We start from the raw sequence: 15,035 nt of genomic DNA, 5'->3' as shown, positions 1-15,035 counted from the left end.
GGCGCGCCGCTACGCTATTGCGCTCTCAGGGTTTGGGCCGGAAAGTGTCGAGATTGGCGGAGACAAAGCGGGTACCGTTCCCCGCCACCTCGATGAAGGTGAACCAGTGCTCGTCAGGCGGCCCCTGGTGCTGTGTCGCGCTGAACTGGTAGTGCGTGCCCGCCGCTCCCTCGATACCGTCGAACGAACCGATCTTTTCCACCGCGTCGCGCAACGCCACCCTGGCCTGTTCCACGTTGCCGCTGTCGACCGCCTTGAGGACTTCAGGTTGAGCTAGCGCCCGGAACGCCGCCTGGGCCGCGTCGTAGGCCACTGCCGGGTAAAGGTTCGGCAAATGCGGACCGAAACGCGTATTAAACGCGGCGAAGAACGTCTTCACGTCGGCGCGATTCGGGTCGACCGTGTTCGGCACCAGCACCCCATCGGCACTCGAACCTGCCAGCTTCAGCAAGGCCTGCTGCAAGGCGCTGCGCACCACGATCGTGGGCAGCTTCAGATTCAATTGCTGCGCCGTTCTCAGGACGCGCGCACCATCTGCTGGATACGGGAAGATCACCATCGCGTCGGGCTTCGCATCGCGCACGCTCAACAGTTGCGGCGTCAGGTCAGCCGCGCCGGTGTCGTAGGTTTGCTGCACGACCACCGGAATGTGGCGAGCCGTCAGCGCAGCGACCATCGCACGCTGGCCGTCAATGCCGAACGGCGCCGAGCAGTTGATGATCGCTATGCGCCGGAAGCCCTGCTTCGCGAGCAGGTCGGCCACGGCGCCGGCGTCTTGCCGGTTCGCCGGGCCGAAGCGGAATAGATAGGGCGCGGGCGGGTCGGTGAGTTTGTCGACGGTGGCGCCCATCACGAAGAACGGAATCTTGTCCTCGTTGGCCGCAGCGGCAATGCCGGTCGCCACCGCCGCCGGATTCGCCCCGATGATCAGCAGCGCGTGATCATCCTCGGCGCAGCGCGCGGCAAACGAAGCCGATAGCTGCGGATCCGTCTTGCCGTCATAGCCGATCAACTCCACCTGATGGCCCGCCACGCCGCCGGCAGCGTTGATCTGATCGACAGCAAGACGAACCGCCTGGTAGCCCTGCGTGCCCGTATCCGCGGCTGCGCCGCTGCGATCGTCGATATGACAGATTTTCAGCACAGGCGTCGCAGCTGCCGCGGTAGTCGTCCACGCGCTCGCCAATAACACGAGCGTCATGACCTGAAGTGGTCGACGTCCTCGCCGCACAGCGTTGAGCAAACCGGGGATCCAGCCGGAAGGTCGCCGCATGATGTCTCCTGATCGATGAATTTGTTTTCAAACCATTGATTGGCCCAACCATTTGAAAATATGCCATTGGAGCTCATGGTGTCAAGGAAACCGATACCAGGGGAAACGACGTAGCGTTCAGGACGCCGCAGCCGCACGCTTGCGCACGAAGCACAGCAGAATGGCGCCCAGCAGCGGGCCGACCGCAATCACGCCTAGCGTGATGTTCAGCGAGCGGCCGTGCTGGAACACATAACCCGCGACGATCGGCGAGATAAAACTGCCCACCGACCAGACGGTGTTGACGAAGCCCGCGGCGGCCCCCGCCAGCTGTGGTCCCGACGCTCGCGTATAGAGGCCGATGAGCAACGGCGTGTAGCCGTAGGCGGCGGCGCCGAGAAACGGCGCGAGCATGTAGTAGGCGGCAATCGAGCGGCAATTGCCAAAGGTGATTAGCAGCACGATAAACAGCAGGAGATCGACTATCGCCACAAGTTTTGCGTAGTGAATCAGTTTGTCGTACAGCCAGCCGAACAACGGCTTCGACACGAATGCGCCGATTCCGAACCACACCAGAACCGAACCGGCGATCACGGGCGACACGCCATGCGCAACCGTCATCAAGGCATTGGCCCACGCCACAAAGCCAAGCGTGCCATACAACGCACCGGCACCGCCCAGTGCGAGCAGCAGCAGATTGCGGTTCTTGAGCAACGCGGCGATCTGGCTCGAGGTGATGCGCGGCACCGACTTCCCATCCGGCGTATTCTTCACGACAAAAAAGCAGATCAACGAGAAAGCCACCGTTGCAATCCCGAGAATCTGATACGCCGCCTGCCAGCCGTAAGTCTCCGTGATGCGCGGCACTGTCGCGTTCGCCACGACAACCGATACCGATGTGCCGGTCGCCCAGATGCCAAAGGCGCGCCCTTTATCCTTGCCGAACCACACTGTCAGAATCTTGATCGTCGCGCCATATTCCGCACCTGCGGCAAACCCCATTAACAGGTGCAATGCAATCGCCATCCAGAATGTCTGCACGAAGCCGAAGCAGAACGTCAACACACCCAGCGGGAACATCGAAATGGCCAGCGTTGCCCGGCTGCCGAATTTATCCGCGAGGATTCCCCCGACCGGACACGAAACGGTGTAGCCCACGTAGAAGGCCGTTGTCAGCGAGCCGAGCAATGCGAGCCTGAAACCGAGCGCGCGCCCTACCGGCGCCGCGATGCTCGCCCATGCAAAACGATCGACGCAACTCACCATGAAGGCGGCCCAGATCACCAGCAGAATCACCCACCGGAATCCGCCGCTCGTTGCGTCCGGCATCGCTGCTGCCGATACATCGCCCACTGCAAGTTGTGCACGGGATTTCATCGTTCGTTCTCCTGGCTCCCTTCTCCTGGTTCGGTTCTCTGCTGCCTCGACGCACGGTAGCGCAGCGCGAGGATTTGCGCGGACGCTCAGACCATAATGGTTCATCCATTGGTTTAAAGAATCGATTGCTGTAAACCCTGGACGACAACATTGCCGTGATTTTGCGGACCAATCGCCCGCCATCGCAATTGACAGGTGCCGCATCACGACAATACATTAATGGTTCATCCAATGATACGCACATTCATGACTAACCCCCTCGATTCAGAGCAAGCCGTCTCGCGTGCGCCGTCATTGTTCATTCTTGTCTGCATCACGTTGTCCGGTACCTTCCCGCTGCACGTGTTCGTCCCCGCGCTGCCTTCCGCCGCGCGCGACCTGCACGCGTCCGCTGCGGGAATCGGCCTGACAATCACGCTCTACATCATCGGGCTGTCGGCCGGTCAGCTTGTCTATGGTCCCCTTTCCGATCGATATGGGCGCCGTCCCGTGCTTCTTGCGGGGCTGACGCTGTTCGCGATCGCCAGCGTGGCGGCCGCGTGCGCACCTTCGCTGGCATGGCTCGAGCTGGCGCGCGTCACGCAGGCATTGGGCGGTTGCTCCGGCCTCGTGCTCGGCCGGGCAATCGCGCGCGACAGTTCCGGTTCGACCACGCTGATACGGCGCCTCGCCACGCTCAGCATTGCGATGGCCATCGCCACGGCCGTCGCCCCGGTCATCGGCGCGCAGTTCGTCGCTCATCTCGGCTGGCGCTGGATCTTCATCACGATGAGCGCGGCGAACGCGCTGGTGCTGCTGTCGGTATGGCGGGTCGTGCCTGAAACGCATGTTCCATCGGGCGAATTCCGGATTCGCCGCTATCTGCGCAGCTACGCCCACCTGTTGAGAACGCCGTCGTTCCTCGCCTATAGCATCGGCGGGGCAAGCGCGACCACCGGCATCTACGCGTTTCTCTCCGCGTCGCCATTCATTCTGGAATCCCACCTCGGTCTATCGCCGCAAGCCTTCGGCTTCGCCTATTTTTCGCTAGTGGTCGGACTGGCGAGCGGTCAAAGCGCGGCGAGGCGGCTTGCCGCCACACTACCTGCACGCGCCGCGCTGCTCATCGCCAGTGCGATCATGGGCGCCGCTTCGCTGAGTCTGGTCGTTTCATACGTATCGCATTCGATCACGCTCGTTTCCGTCATGGGACCGATGATCGTGATGTTCTTCGCCACCGGACTGTCGAGTCCGTATGCGATCAGTAGCGCGCTCGATGTCGATGCCTCCGTGGTCGGCGCCGCTGCCGGGCTATACGGCTGTATGCAGATGGCCTACGGATCGCTGTGTACGGCGTTCATCGGGCTTGCACCCAACGATCCGACCATCACCATGATCGCTGCGCTACTGCTCTCCAGCGCCATCGCGTGGCTTGCATTCAGGGCCGCGCCCCGTCCGCCCATCGTGCCGGATGCGAACGACCAAAGCTCGATGGCCTAGGTGGTTTTCCCAAGGTTCGCGCACGATTCGCGGCCGTATCTTCGACCTCCTGATATTGCCTGCTTGTCCCCATTAGGGTTTGCTCTGTTTGACAGCAAAATTGGATCCCTTATATTTCAATTCAATGGTTCATCCAATAACAGAAGACCAGAAAACTCATACAAAAACCCGGTATGCCACGTCCTCATGCGTCGCGGCACGAGATCTAGGAGACAACGTTGAAGCTTGCAAAAACCTTGGTAGGCGCGCTGACGCTCGCAGCATGGGCGCCCGTTTTCGCACAGAGCACCGTCACGCTATACGGCCTGCTGGACGAAGGTATCAACTACGTCAACAACGTACAGACCGCACAGGCTGGCGCACCGCACGGTAGAACTGGCGGCAGCGTCTTCTCCATGACAACGGGCCTGGTGCAGGCCTCGCGCTGGGGCCTCAAGGGCGCTGAAGACCTGGGCGGCGGCTACAAGACGGTCTTCACACTCGAAGACGGCTTCGACGTCGGCACCGGCAGATTCCAGCAGGGCGGCACGTTCTTCGGCCGCCAGGCGTTCGTCGGGATTACGGCGCCGTGGGGCGCACTGACCGTCGGCCGGCAATACGACTCGATCGTCGACGTGATCAACGTGATGCAGGCGGGCACGTATGCCGGTGGCGCGTTCGCCGATCACCCGGGTGATATCGACAACGTGGCGGATTCGCAGCGTATCAACAACTCGATCAAATACACGAGTCCGGCCTATCACGGTTTGCTCGTGACCGGGCTGTATAGCTTCGGGGGCGCAGCGGGACAGTTCGGCAAGAACAGTATCTGGTCGGTCGGTGCGCGTTACGCGATCGGTCCGGTCATCGCCGCCGCGGGCTACATGCATATCGACAATCCGAACCAGTCGTTCTATGGCAACGGTTCGACGGGTTCAACCACGGCCAACAATCTCGGTTCCGTCACCGGCGTTCAGGTCAACCCGATCTACGGCGGCTTCGCCTCGGCGGGCAAGCTGCAAATCTTCGCGTCGGCGCTTCAGTACACGGCCGGCGGCTTGACGATTGGTGGCGGCTATTCAAATATCCGCTTCCAGAATCTGAACAGTCCGAACTCGGGCACGCTGAGCCTCACCAATCCGTTCGGTTATACCGGCAACGCGGCGTTCAACAACTACTCAATCTTCACAGGCTATTACGTGACGCCGGCATTCGAAATCGGCGCCGCGTACAACTATCTCACCGGTGGCGCCATCGACGGCAAAAAGCCCGCCAAATACCAGACTGTCAACGCGATCGCCGATTACTTCCTGTCGAAACGAACTGACGTGTACCTGACTGGTGCTTACATGAAGGCCTCAGGCGTTGACTCGACCAATCAGGCGGCCGTGCCCTATCTGGTCACGCTCACGCCGAGCAATACCTCGAGCCAGGTGGTGGTGCGACTCGGTATCCGGCACAAGTTCTAAGGTGGAGTTGCGTACGGCGGCTCGATCGCCGGCGCCGTTGCTCACCATCGCGAAACCCGCGGCATTCATCGGCCACGCATTGCCCCGCATACCGGGCTATACGTGGCCGCTTCGTTTCGCGCGCACACTGCTTCGTTCGCCCGTCCCTGCTCTTGCGGGTCTTCTCCTGCTACGCAGCCCATGGCGCAGCACCGCGCGCCCGCGTGCCCCGGCATCACTATCGCTTGACATCACTCCAGCGTTCGATCATTATAATTTCAAAGGTTGATCCAATGATTTATAGCGCCATTGCGGACGCGCGCGGATATTTCACGCAGAAGCAAACCAGCCAGAGAGACGCCAGATGTCAGATCCAAACACCCCCGACCACGTCGCCTCCTCCGCCCAGGGTGCAGCGCCGAAGCGGCCACTCGACGGTGTCATCGTCGTGGAAACCTCGAGTTTTCTCACGGGACCGTTCGCCTCGATGATGCTCGCCGATCTCGGCGCCGACGTCATCAAGGTGGAGCCGCCTGGTGGCGACGGATTCCGCAAGTTCGGCCATAACCGCGAGGGCTATGGCGCCTCGTGGACCAATGCGAATCGCGGCAAACGCAGTGTCGTGATCGATCTGAAAACGGCGGAGGGCACTCGCCGCCTGCATAACCTGCTTGAACGCGCGGACGTTCTGATCGAGAACTGGCGGCCCCGCGTGGCTGGTTCGCTCGGTCTTGGCCGCGATGTGCTGGAGACGCGCTATCCGCGTCTGATCCGGCTGTCGATCAACGGCTTCGGCGACACCGGCGCGCTCGCCAATGCGCCGGCTTTCGACTCGCTGATTCAGGGGCGTACCGGCATCGTCGCGTCGGAGGGCCGCAACGGCAAACCAGCGGTGACGCCATTCAACATGGTCGACAAGGTCACCGGAGCGTTCGGCGCGCAGGCGGTGCTGGCTGCGCTGTATGAGCGCGAAAAGACCGGCAAAGGCGGCTACGTCCAGTTGCCGATGCTCGACGTGATGGGCTACTTCAACTTCCCGGATATGTTCCAGCATCGCACTTTCGAGGGCGACACGTCAGCGTGGAAACCGCCCGCGTCGCAAGTGCTGGAGACAGCGGATGGCTTCGTCGTGATTTCGCCGGCCAACGGCGCACAGATGTCGAAGACGCTCAACGCGATTGACCGCCCGGAATGGAAAGACGAGTTCAAGCAGATGCGCGACCCGGTCGCAATGGCCGAAGCGTTTTTCCGCCGCGTCGGCGCGGTCGTCAAGGAGGGCAAGACGGCGTTCTGGCTGCAGCGCTTCAGCGAGATGGACGTGCCCGCCGCGCCGGTGTTCTCGCTCGACGAGTTTCTGCACGACCCGCAGGTGAAAAACAACCAGGTGTACAGCTTCGTGGATTCACCGGTCGGCCCGATCCGCGCGGCGCGTTATCCGGCCAGTTTCGACGACCGCAAGCTGACCGCCCGTTCGGGCCCGCCCGCTATCGGCGAACACGATGAGGCGATCGGCGGACACTGAGCCGGTGCATGCAAGGCCCGGTCTGGTCTGCCGACATCCCGCGCTGACCAGACGTCGCCGGGCGTCCAGAACAACTCAACCAGGAAATTGACATGAAGCTTGCAAGTTTCGATGGAGGACGTATCGGCGTCGTGATCGGTCACGATATCGTCGACGTATCCGATCTCGTGAACGCTACACCGCATGCATGGCCGCCGGTCGGCATGCTGCACGTGATCGACCGCTTTGCCGCGTTGCGCGGCAAACTCGAAGACCGTGCGCAAGGCGGCAAACGTGTGCCGCTCTCGACCGTGAAGCTGGAAACGCCGGTCGCGTGGCCGAACAAGGTGATCGCGTTTCCGGCGAACTACCACGCGCACGTGGAAGAGATGAAGCGCGGCACCGGGCTCATTTCGCCGTTCAAGGCAGACGGCCAGGGCTTTTTCCTGAAGGCGAACTCGAGCTTGAGCGGGCCGTCCGAGCCGATCGTGCTGCCCGCGATTGCGAATCGTCAGATCCATCACGAATGCGAGCTCGCGATCATTCTGGGTAAAGGCGGCCGTGAAATCAGCCGCGCCGATGCGCTCGATCACGTGTTCGGTTACGCATGCCTGATCGACGTGGTGGTGCGTGGCAAGGAAGAGCGCGTGATGCGCAAATCCTATGACACGTTCTGCCCGGTTGGCCCCTATCTCGTCACAGCCGACGAAGTGCCTGACTATGACGCGATCGATCTGCAACTCTCGGTGAACGACGACATCAGGCAGAAAGCCAGCACGCGGGATCTGATCGTCGATATTCCGGAGATGATCCGCATGGCCTCCGCGGTCATGACGCTGTACCCCGGCGACATCATCGCCACTGGTACGCCTGCCGGCGTCGGTCCGCTTCAGGGCGGCGACAAGGTCACGATAGAAATCGCCAGGGTCGGCTCGATGACGCTCGACGTCGTGCAGAGCGAGGGCGGCAACCACCCGGTGTGGGATAAACCGGTCAACTGAACGGAAGCGAACGAACGCATGGATACCGCTCAAACGAAAACGTCCGTGCGCCACGGTCTGCATACGCGCCGTATGAAGATGGAAGACGGCGTTACCTTGACCGCGACGGAAAGCGGCGAACCTGGCCGGCCCGCCGTGATTCTGCTGCACGGCGGCGGTCAGACGCGTCACTCCTGGTGCGGCACGGTCAAAACGTTGGGGGAGCTCGGCTACCATGCGCTCGCATTCGACGCACGCGGTCACGGCGAAAGCGACTGGTCGGCGGAATTGAACTACTCGTCCAACCGGCTCGCAGACGATCTCGAGGCCGTGATCGGCACTGTCGCCGCCGAACCGGTTGTCGTCGGCGCGTCGATGGGCGGAATGACCGCGATGCACGCCATCGGCCGCAGCAACGGCACCCTCGCTCGTGCGCTCGTGCTAGTGGACATCGCGCCGCGTGTCAATCCAACAGGCCTACGCCGTGTTCACGACTTCCTGAACGGTTATCCGGACGGTTTCGCCAATATCGAGGAGGCGTCCGACGCGGTCGCTGCCTACAATCCACATCGTCCGCGCCCACGCGACCCGCGCGGCTTGATGAAGAACCTCCGTTTGCGCGAGGACGGACGCCTCTATTGGCATTGGGATCCGCGTTTTTTTTCCAGCCGCAACGACGAGCAGCGCGAGAAAAGCACGAACCGCCTGCTCGACATGTGCCCCAACATCAAGATTCCGACTCTGCTCGTGCATGGCGCGGAAAGCGATGTTGTCTCGAGCAACGGGATCGATGAGTTACGCGCACGCTTGCCGCAGCTGGAAACGGCGTTGATGCCGGGCGCTGGACATATGATCGCGGGCGACCGCAACGACGCGTTCAACTCGGCCATCATGGTGTTTCTCGAACGCCTCGCGCCGGCGGGCCCAGGCAACCCACACGACTGAACAGCGCACAAAAACAGCTTGCCCTCTCCAGGAATTAGACATCGTTCTTCCGCCGTAAGGGAAGAACGATTCTTTTATTCCACAGCCGGCACGCTGCCCATATAAGCCAGTGCGCACAGCATCATCGCGCACATCAGTTGACCTCTCGTCGTGGCCGCACGGCTTTGCAGATCGAGCCACCACGCTTTGCTGTACGTTTTCATGATCTGCTCCTCTGTTGCGTCAGTGCCGCATGCGTTGCTGCCCGGCCGGGATGCGTAAGCGACAAGCGGCAGGCGTGCACGGACTTTTCAGCCGCGCGCGCCCTCCCCTTAAACCGCGCTCTGCTGCGCCAACGGCGTCGTATCCATCTTCGTACTAGCTGAACCGCGCACCGCATCGATCAGCGCAAGCGGATCGTCCGGCAGTTCGTCGCCGCGCCACGCCACCTGTCCGTCCGGACGCACCAGCACGAGGCGCCGTTCGTACAGGCGACGCGCTTCTTCGTTATCGATATCGGCCGACTTGAACGGCACACGACGCTGGGCCGCAGCGTCGCGCAATGCCCCGCTCTCCGCGACCGCTGGCGAGAAACACATCAGCACGAACTCCTTGCCGAACAGGTCAAGCGTCGACTCGCCTTTCGCGAGCCATACGTGCGGCGCACGCGAACCTGGACGCGCGGTCTGCACATAAGACGACACTTCATCGGGCGGTTGCGGCGTGCCGTCGGGAACGATGATGGGCGAGCCTTCGTACATATACCCGAGATGAATGCCGATCGAGAACCACTCGCGCTTCATCAGCGCCGTATATTGATTGCCGAATTCGATCCGCGCCGCTTCGGAGCCTGGACCGTCCTCGAAGATTTCCTTCGACGGCGACAGCACACGCGGCGACAGCATCCGTTTGAGGTTGCCGGTCGCCTCCGCGACATTGCGGATCGCCACCGGGCGCTGTTCCGTCTCATACGTCTTAAGCAGATGCTCGCCGCCCCAACCCTGCAACGTGGCGGCAAGTTTCCACGACAGATTGACCGCGTCCTGAATCCCGGTATTCATGCCGAAACCACCGGTGGGCGACGTCAGATGCGCGGCATCGCCGGCGATGAACACGCGCTTCGTACCATAACTGTCCGCCACCAGTTGGCGGCGTACCCATGGCAGCATCGACAGAATCTCGAAGTCGAACTCGCGGCCCACCGCGCGAATGATCGCAGCGCGCATCTGCTCTTCGGTGAGCGTGAGCCGCGTTTCGTCACCGACCAGCGAGAAGCGCCATTGATCCCGTCCATTGATCGCAACAAGCGTGGCCCACGTTCCTTCGGGGCCGATGAAGATATAGCGGTACGCGGGCTTCTTGTCGTGCAGCGCTTCGAGATGGTCGCTACGGAACACCACATTGGTGGTGTACGTCAGCGTCAGCTCGCCGGTCATGCCTATGCCAAGCGCCTGACGCACGACGCTGGCGCCGCCGTCCGAACCGACCAGATAACTCGCTTCGATCAGCGACTCTTCACCGGTGTTCACGTTGCGCACCTTCGCGACGACACCGTCCGCGGTTTCGCTGAATTCGACCAGCTCCGTGTCGTATCGAATCTCGACGCCTTTCTGCTGTTGCGCAAAACGACGCAGCACCGGATCGAAGAAATTCTGCGGGCAGCGTTCGCGCTTTTGCGGACTCTGCGGCGGGCATTTTTCGTCCTGGGGGCTGGGGAACACTTCCCGGCCGAATTCGTAGCCGTTGAGTCCAGTCACCCAGGCACAGTCTTGCGGATACGCGCGGTTATAACCGGCATCGTGCACCCACGGCACGATGCCCCAACGGCGGCAATATTCCATGGTGCGTACGCCGACCATGTCCATCTTCGGCTGAATCACCTGACCATCGCTTCGTTCGATCAGCGTGCACGGCACGCCGCGAAAACCGAGGTCGCCGGCGAGCGCCAGTCCGATCGGGCCAGCGCCCACAATCAATACAGGTATTTGCATCTACAGTCTCCCAGTGTTTATCGACTTTCCCAGTTCCGTCATACCGGTGCGACGTCGACGGCTTCTTCGCGATATAGCCCGAGCTTGCGCAGTGCCGGAATGTCGTTGACCTGAAACAGCATGGCGGGCGTCTCGGGAGAGCGATTGATATGCTCATGCACGGCCCACGGCGGAATCGCCATGAAGTCGCCCGCACCCCATTCGAACGTCGTGCCGTTGACGATCGTCGCGCCCTTGCCGCCCATCACGTAGTAGACGACGCTGCCGGTGTGGCGATGCGCTTTCGTATGCATGCCCGGCCGCAACGATTGCAGCACCGTGCCGATGGTCGGCAACGCCGGGCCACCCGTGATCGGATTGACGTACTCGAGCGCGGTATCGTCGAATGGATCGGGCGGCAACCCGGCGGCAAGACGCAACGCTTCCTGCGCGCGTTCGGCCGGGTAGACCAGCAGCGGATTGAGTTCGGGTACAGCCGTGTCGTTGAGCGGACGCATGAGGCCACTTCCGTAGCGGCGATACGAATGGTCCGGAATCGCCTGCACCGGCTGGCGCGGCACAGCGGAGCCCTCGAAGAAGGTCGCGTGCATTGAGCGCACCAGCGAAATGTCGAGCACATCGAGCCAGATCATCGGCTCGTCGCCTTTGTGTTCGTGATCGTGCCAGGCCCAGGCCGGCGTGAGTACGAGGTCGCCCTCATTCATCTCATAGCGCTCGCCGTCGACGATCGTGTCAGCGCCACGACCCTGCATGATGAAACGCAGCGCACTTGCCGTATGGCGATGGGCCGTGGCGATCTCTCCGGGCAGGATGTACTGGATCGAGGCCCAGATCGTCGGCGTCGTGCCGAACGGCAAGCCGCGGTTAGCGAGACGCAAGGTTCTGCGTTGACCGCCGGCTTCGAGTTTGATATTCGCGCCGATTTTCTCGAGCAGGCGCGCGAGTTCGGCGGCTTTCCAGTGCGCCGCCTGCATCGTCGATTGCGGCTCGCGCGTGAAAAGCGGCCCATCGGTGGGCTGGGCGATACGGCAGTTATAGCTGTCCAGCTCGTCGGCCAGTGCCTGGCGTTGCGCGGTGTCCGACATGACTGTTTCGCTCATGACAACTCCGGTTGGTTTTATCCGTTGGGATGCGGCGGTTGTTTGTCTGTCGTTACTGAAGGGTTTCGACCAGCTCAGGTACGGCGGTAAACAGATCGCCCACCAGACCGTAATCGGCGACGCTGAAGATCGGCGCTTCCGGATCCTTGTTGATCGCCACGATCACCTTCGAGTCCTTCATCCCGGCCAGATGCTGGATCGCACCCGAGATACCCACCGCGACGTACAGTTGCGGCGCGACGATCTTGCCGGTCTGGCCGACCTGGTAGTCGTTCGGCACATAGCCCGCGTCGACCGCCGCGCGCGAGGCGCCCAGTGCGGCGTTCAGCTTGTCCGCGAGCGGCTCCAGCACCTTCGTGTAGTTTTCGCCGTTACCCAGACCGCGACCACCCGAGACGATGATCTTCGCCGACGTCAGTTCCGGACGGTCCAGCTTCGTCACTTCGCGGCTCACGAACTGCGACAGGCCGCTGTCTGCCGCCGCTTCGATCTTTTCCACTGCTGCGCTGCCGCCTTCTGACGCCACCGGGTCGAAGCCGGTCGTGCGCACCGTGATCACCTTGATCGGATCGCCCGATTGCACGGTGGCGATGGCGTTGCCCGCGTAGATCGGGCGCTCGAACGTATCGGGGCTGTCCACTGCGGTGATGTCGCTGATCTGCGCGACGTCGAGCTTCGCCGCAATGCGCGGCGTGATGTTCTTGCCGTAGGCGGTAGCCGGCGCAAGGATGTGCGAATAGTGCTTCGCGATGTTCAGCACCGTCGCTTCGACGTTTTCTGCGAGACCCGCTTCGAGCTGCGGCGCGTCGGCCAGCAGCACCTTCGAGACACCCGCGATCTTCGCTGCGGCTTCGGCTGCGCCCTGCGCGTTGTGGCCCGCCACCAGCACGTGGACGTGATGGTTCGTGAACATCGCGATCAACGCGGCGGCCGCGACTGTGTTCAGCGTCGCTGCCTTGACCGACACATTGTCGTGTTCGGCAATTACCAGAATCGTCATTTGTTCCGCTCCTCTCACAGCACCTTGGCTTCGGTCTTCAGCTTCTCGACCAGCGTCTTCACATCCGGCACCTTCACGCCGGCGCTGCGCTTCGGCGGTTCGACCACCTTCAGCGTCTTCAGGCGCGGTGTGACATCGACGCCGAGGTCTTCGGGATTGGTGACTTCAAGCGGCTTCTTCTTCGCCTTCATGATGTTGGGCAGCGTCACGTAGCGCGGCTCGTTCAGGCGCAGATCGGTGGTCACAACAGCGGGCAGTGTGAGCGACAGCGTTTCCGCCCCGCCATCCACTTCGCGCGACACCGTCGCCTTGCCGTCTGCCACGACCACCTTCGAGGCGAACGTGGCCTGCGGCAACCCAGCCAGCGCAGCCAGCATCTGGCCGGTCTGGTTCGAGTCGTCGTCGATCGCCTGTTTGCCGAGGATGACCAGCGAAGGCTGCTCCTTGTCGACCAGCGCCTTCAGCAGCTTGGCGACTGCCAGCGGCTGCAACTCCACATCAGACTCGATCAGAACCGCTCGATCCGCGCCGATCGCCAGCGCGGTGCGCAGCGTTTCCTGGGCCAACGCGACGCCACAGGAAACTGCGATCACTTCGGTCGCCACGCCCGCTTCCTTCAGACGCACCGCTTCTTCCACCGCGATCTCGTCGAACGGGTTCATCGACATCTTCACGTTGGACAGATCGAACCCGCTGCCATCGCGCTTCACGCGCGGTTTGATGTTGTAGTCGAGCACCCGCTTTACGGCGACCATCACCTTCATGTGTTCCTTCTCCATCGTGATTCCGGTTTCATTCTGCTTCCCACGCGTCGCGCGCCGCGCTCACGCGGCCCTCCACGTCACTTCACGCACTGAGCAACCGGCGCGCGACGATCAGCCGGTGAATCTCATTCGTGCCTTCGATGATCTGATTCAGCTTCGCGTCGCGCATCATCCGCTCGACTGGAAACTCTTTTGAATAGCCGTAACTGCCGAGCACCTGCACCGCTTCGGTGGTCACTTCCATCGCGATGTCGGTCACGAAGCACTTGGTCATCGACGCCAGCATGTTCAGCCGCGAGTGGTCGCCTGAGTCGATTTCGTCGCAGCAGTTGTAGAGCAGATTACGGGCGGCCTCAACCTTGATCGCCATGTCGGCGAGCTTGAACTGCATGCCCTGAAACTCGGCGATCGCGCGGCCGAACTGCTTGCGCTCCTTCGCATAAGCCACCGACACATCCAGCGCGCCTTGCGCAAGCCCAAGCGAAGTCGCCGCAATCGTCGGCCGGTTCAGGTCGAGTACCTTCATGCAGGCCTTGAACCCTTCGCCTTCGGCACCGATCATGCAGTCGGCGTCGACGCGCATATCGTCGAAGAAGAGTTCGTGATTAGGCGCACCATGCCGCCCCATCTTGTGTTCCTTGCGGCCCAGGCGAAAACCCGGCGTCTTCGTGTCGACCAGAAATGCGCTGATGCCGTCCGAGCCGCTCGCGTCCGAGGTACGCGCAAACAGCAGCACGTAATGTGCATGGCCGCCCCACGTGATCCAGTTCTTCTGCCCGTTGATCACATAGGAGTCGCCGTCTTTCCTCGCTCGCGTACGGATCGACGACACATCGGAGCCGGCCTGCGGCTCGGTAACCGCAATCGCGGAAACAAGCCGCCCTTCCGCTGCGAGCGGCAACCAGCGCTTTTTCTGTTCTTCGGTGCCGAAGTGCAGCAACGGCAGCACGAACGAAATCGAGTTGTTGCCGCACAGCGTGGCCGCCGCGAGCGAGACCTTGGCGATCTCTTCCTTGACGATGCACACCATCTTCAGATTGCCACCCGGCCCACCGTATTGCTCCGGCAGCCACAACTGCAGCAGACCCATATCGCCCATCACCGGCACCAGCTCGGACGGAAAGCGGTCCTCTGCCTCCATCCCCGCCACCAACGGCACGATATGCTTCTGAACCATCCGGCGGACCGAATCCTGAATCGAAACCAGCTCTTCACTTAGCCGCATAATCACTCCCTCGTT

13 protein-coding genes are annotated in these 15,035 nt (G+C 61.9%); 5 read left to right on the top strand and 8 right to left on the bottom strand.

Features of this window, described 5'->3' with window-relative positions; genetic code table 11:
- Positions 1-25: 25 nt before the first annotated feature.
- Both P3T16_RS08635 and P3T16_RS08630 read right to left on the bottom strand, forming a co-directional pair.
- The gene (locus tag P3T16_RS08635) at positions 26-1,273 is read right to left on the bottom strand and encodes an ABC transporter substrate-binding protein (RefSeq protein ID WP_429341916.1); all 1,248 of its coding nucleotides are present in this window, start codon (positions 1,271-1,273) and stop codon (positions 26-28) included.
- A gap of 117 nt (positions 1,274-1,390) precedes the next feature.
- Entirely contained in the window at positions 1,391-2,629 is a 1,239-nt protein-coding gene (locus tag P3T16_RS08630) for an MFS transporter (protein WP_429341915.1), read from the bottom strand.
- 246 nt (positions 2,630-2,875) lie between these two features.
- Here P3T16_RS08630 and P3T16_RS08625 point away from each other — a divergent pair, with 246 nt between their 5' ends.
- The 5 genes from P3T16_RS08625 to P3T16_RS08605 all read left to right on the top strand — a co-directional run bounded on the left by P3T16_RS08625 (position 2,876) and on the right by P3T16_RS08605 (position 8,961).
- Positions 2,876-4,108 (top strand): multidrug effflux MFS transporter, encoded by a 1,233-nt coding sequence (locus P3T16_RS08625; RefSeq protein WP_429341914.1) that lies wholly within the window; start codon positions 2,876-2,878, stop codon positions 4,106-4,108.
- Between the two features lie 218 nt (positions 4,109-4,326).
- Complete coding sequence (locus P3T16_RS08620; protein WP_429341913.1) at positions 4,327-5,556, top strand: porin; 1,230 nt, start codon at positions 4,327-4,329, stop codon at positions 5,554-5,556.
- Positions 5,557-5,899: 343 nt separating this feature from the next.
- Positions 5,900-7,057, top strand: a complete 1,158-nt coding sequence (locus P3T16_RS08615) for a CaiB/BaiF CoA transferase family protein (protein ID WP_429341912.1) — start codon at positions 5,900-5,902, stop codon at positions 7,055-7,057.
- Positions 7,058-7,149: 92 nt separating this feature from the next.
- On the top strand, positions 7,150-8,037 hold the full coding sequence (locus tag P3T16_RS08610; protein WP_429341911.1) for a fumarylacetoacetate hydrolase family protein: 888 nt from the start codon (positions 7,150-7,152) through the stop codon (positions 8,035-8,037).
- A gap of 18 nt (positions 8,038-8,055) precedes the next feature.
- Complete coding sequence (locus P3T16_RS08605) at positions 8,056-8,961, top strand: alpha/beta fold hydrolase (protein WP_429341910.1); 906 nt, start codon at positions 8,056-8,058, stop codon at positions 8,959-8,961.
- A 74-nt stretch (positions 8,962-9,035) separates the two neighbouring features.
- Here P3T16_RS08605 and P3T16_RS08600 read toward each other — a convergent pair whose 3' ends face one another.
- From P3T16_RS08600 to P3T16_RS08575, 6 genes are all read right to left on the bottom strand, one after another.
- Positions 9,036-9,164 (bottom strand): hypothetical protein, encoded by a 129-nt coding sequence (locus P3T16_RS08600; protein ID WP_429341909.1) that lies wholly within the window; start codon positions 9,162-9,164, stop codon positions 9,036-9,038.
- Positions 9,165-9,272: 108 nt separating this feature from the next.
- Positions 9,273-10,931, bottom strand: coding sequence for an FAD-dependent oxidoreductase (locus P3T16_RS08595; protein ID WP_429341908.1), 1,659 nt, complete (start codon positions 10,929-10,931; stop codon positions 9,273-9,275).
- Between the two features lie 38 nt (positions 10,932-10,969).
- Complete coding sequence (locus tag P3T16_RS08590) at positions 10,970-12,031, bottom strand: cupin domain-containing protein (RefSeq protein ID WP_429341907.1); 1,062 nt, start codon at positions 12,029-12,031, stop codon at positions 10,970-10,972.
- A gap of 52 nt (positions 12,032-12,083) precedes the next feature.
- The gene (locus tag P3T16_RS08585; RefSeq protein WP_429341906.1) at positions 12,084-13,031 is read right to left on the bottom strand and encodes an electron transfer flavoprotein subunit alpha/FixB family protein; all 948 of its coding nucleotides are present in this window, start codon (positions 13,029-13,031) and stop codon (positions 12,084-12,086) included.
- A gap of 14 nt (positions 13,032-13,045) precedes the next feature.
- Complete coding sequence (locus P3T16_RS08580) at positions 13,046-13,795, bottom strand: electron transfer flavoprotein subunit beta/FixA family protein (protein ID WP_429342055.1); 750 nt, start codon at positions 13,793-13,795, stop codon at positions 13,046-13,048.
- An 82-nt stretch (positions 13,796-13,877) separates the two neighbouring features.
- On the bottom strand, positions 13,878-15,020 hold the full coding sequence (locus P3T16_RS08575) for an acyl-CoA dehydrogenase family protein (protein ID WP_429341905.1): 1,143 nt from the start codon (positions 15,018-15,020) through the stop codon (positions 13,878-13,880).
- Between the last annotated feature and the right edge of the window lie 15 nt (positions 15,021-15,035).

This window comes from Paraburkholderia sp. GAS42 (assembly GCF_050436565.1).
GTDB lineage: Bacteria > Pseudomonadota > Gammaproteobacteria > Burkholderiales > Burkholderiaceae > Paraburkholderia.
The sequence above is the reverse complement of the archived record's forward strand: the minus strand, read 5'-3'. Positions and strand labels throughout refer to the sequence as shown.

Excerpts from the sequence above, each read along its gene's own strand:
- P3T16_RS08575 (WP_429341905.1), bottom strand. The coding sequence starts at position 15,020 with ATGCGGCTAAGTGAAGAGCTGGTTTCGATTCAGGATTCGGTCCGCCGG.
- P3T16_RS08600 (WP_429341909.1), bottom strand. The coding sequence starts at position 9,164 with ATGAAAACGTACAGCAAAGCGTGGTGGCTCGATCTGCAAAGCCGTGCG.
- P3T16_RS08610 (WP_429341911.1), top strand. The coding sequence starts at position 7,150 with ATGAAGCTTGCAAGTTTCGATGGAGGACGTATCGGCGTCGTGATCGGT.
- P3T16_RS08630 (WP_429341915.1), bottom strand. The coding sequence starts at position 2,629 with ATGAAATCCCGTGCACAACTTGCAGTGGGCGATGTATCGGCAGCAGCG.
- P3T16_RS08595 (WP_429341908.1), bottom strand. The coding sequence starts at position 10,931 with ATGCAAATACCTGTATTGATTGTGGGCGCTGGCCCGATCGGACTGGCG.
- P3T16_RS08605 (WP_429341910.1), top strand. The coding sequence starts at position 8,056 with ATGGATACCGCTCAAACGAAAACGTCCGTGCGCCACGGTCTGCATACG.
- P3T16_RS08580 (WP_429342055.1), bottom strand. The coding sequence starts at position 13,795 with ATGAAGGTGATGGTCGCCGTAAAGCGGGTGCTCGACTACAACATCAAA.
- P3T16_RS08590 (WP_429341907.1), bottom strand. The coding sequence starts at position 12,031 with ATGAGCGAAACAGTCATGTCGGACACCGCGCAACGCCAGGCACTGGCC.
- P3T16_RS08625 (WP_429341914.1), top strand. The coding sequence starts at position 2,876 with ATGACTAACCCCCTCGATTCAGAGCAAGCCGTCTCGCGTGCGCCGTCA.
- P3T16_RS08615 (WP_429341912.1), top strand. The coding sequence starts at position 5,900 with ATGTCAGATCCAAACACCCCCGACCACGTCGCCTCCTCCGCCCAGGGT.
- P3T16_RS08635 (WP_429341916.1), bottom strand. The coding sequence starts at position 1,273 with ATGCGGCGACCTTCCGGCTGGATCCCCGGTTTGCTCAACGCTGTGCGG.
- P3T16_RS08585 (WP_429341906.1), bottom strand. The coding sequence starts at position 13,031 with ATGACGATTCTGGTAATTGCCGAACACGACAATGTGTCGGTCAAGGCA.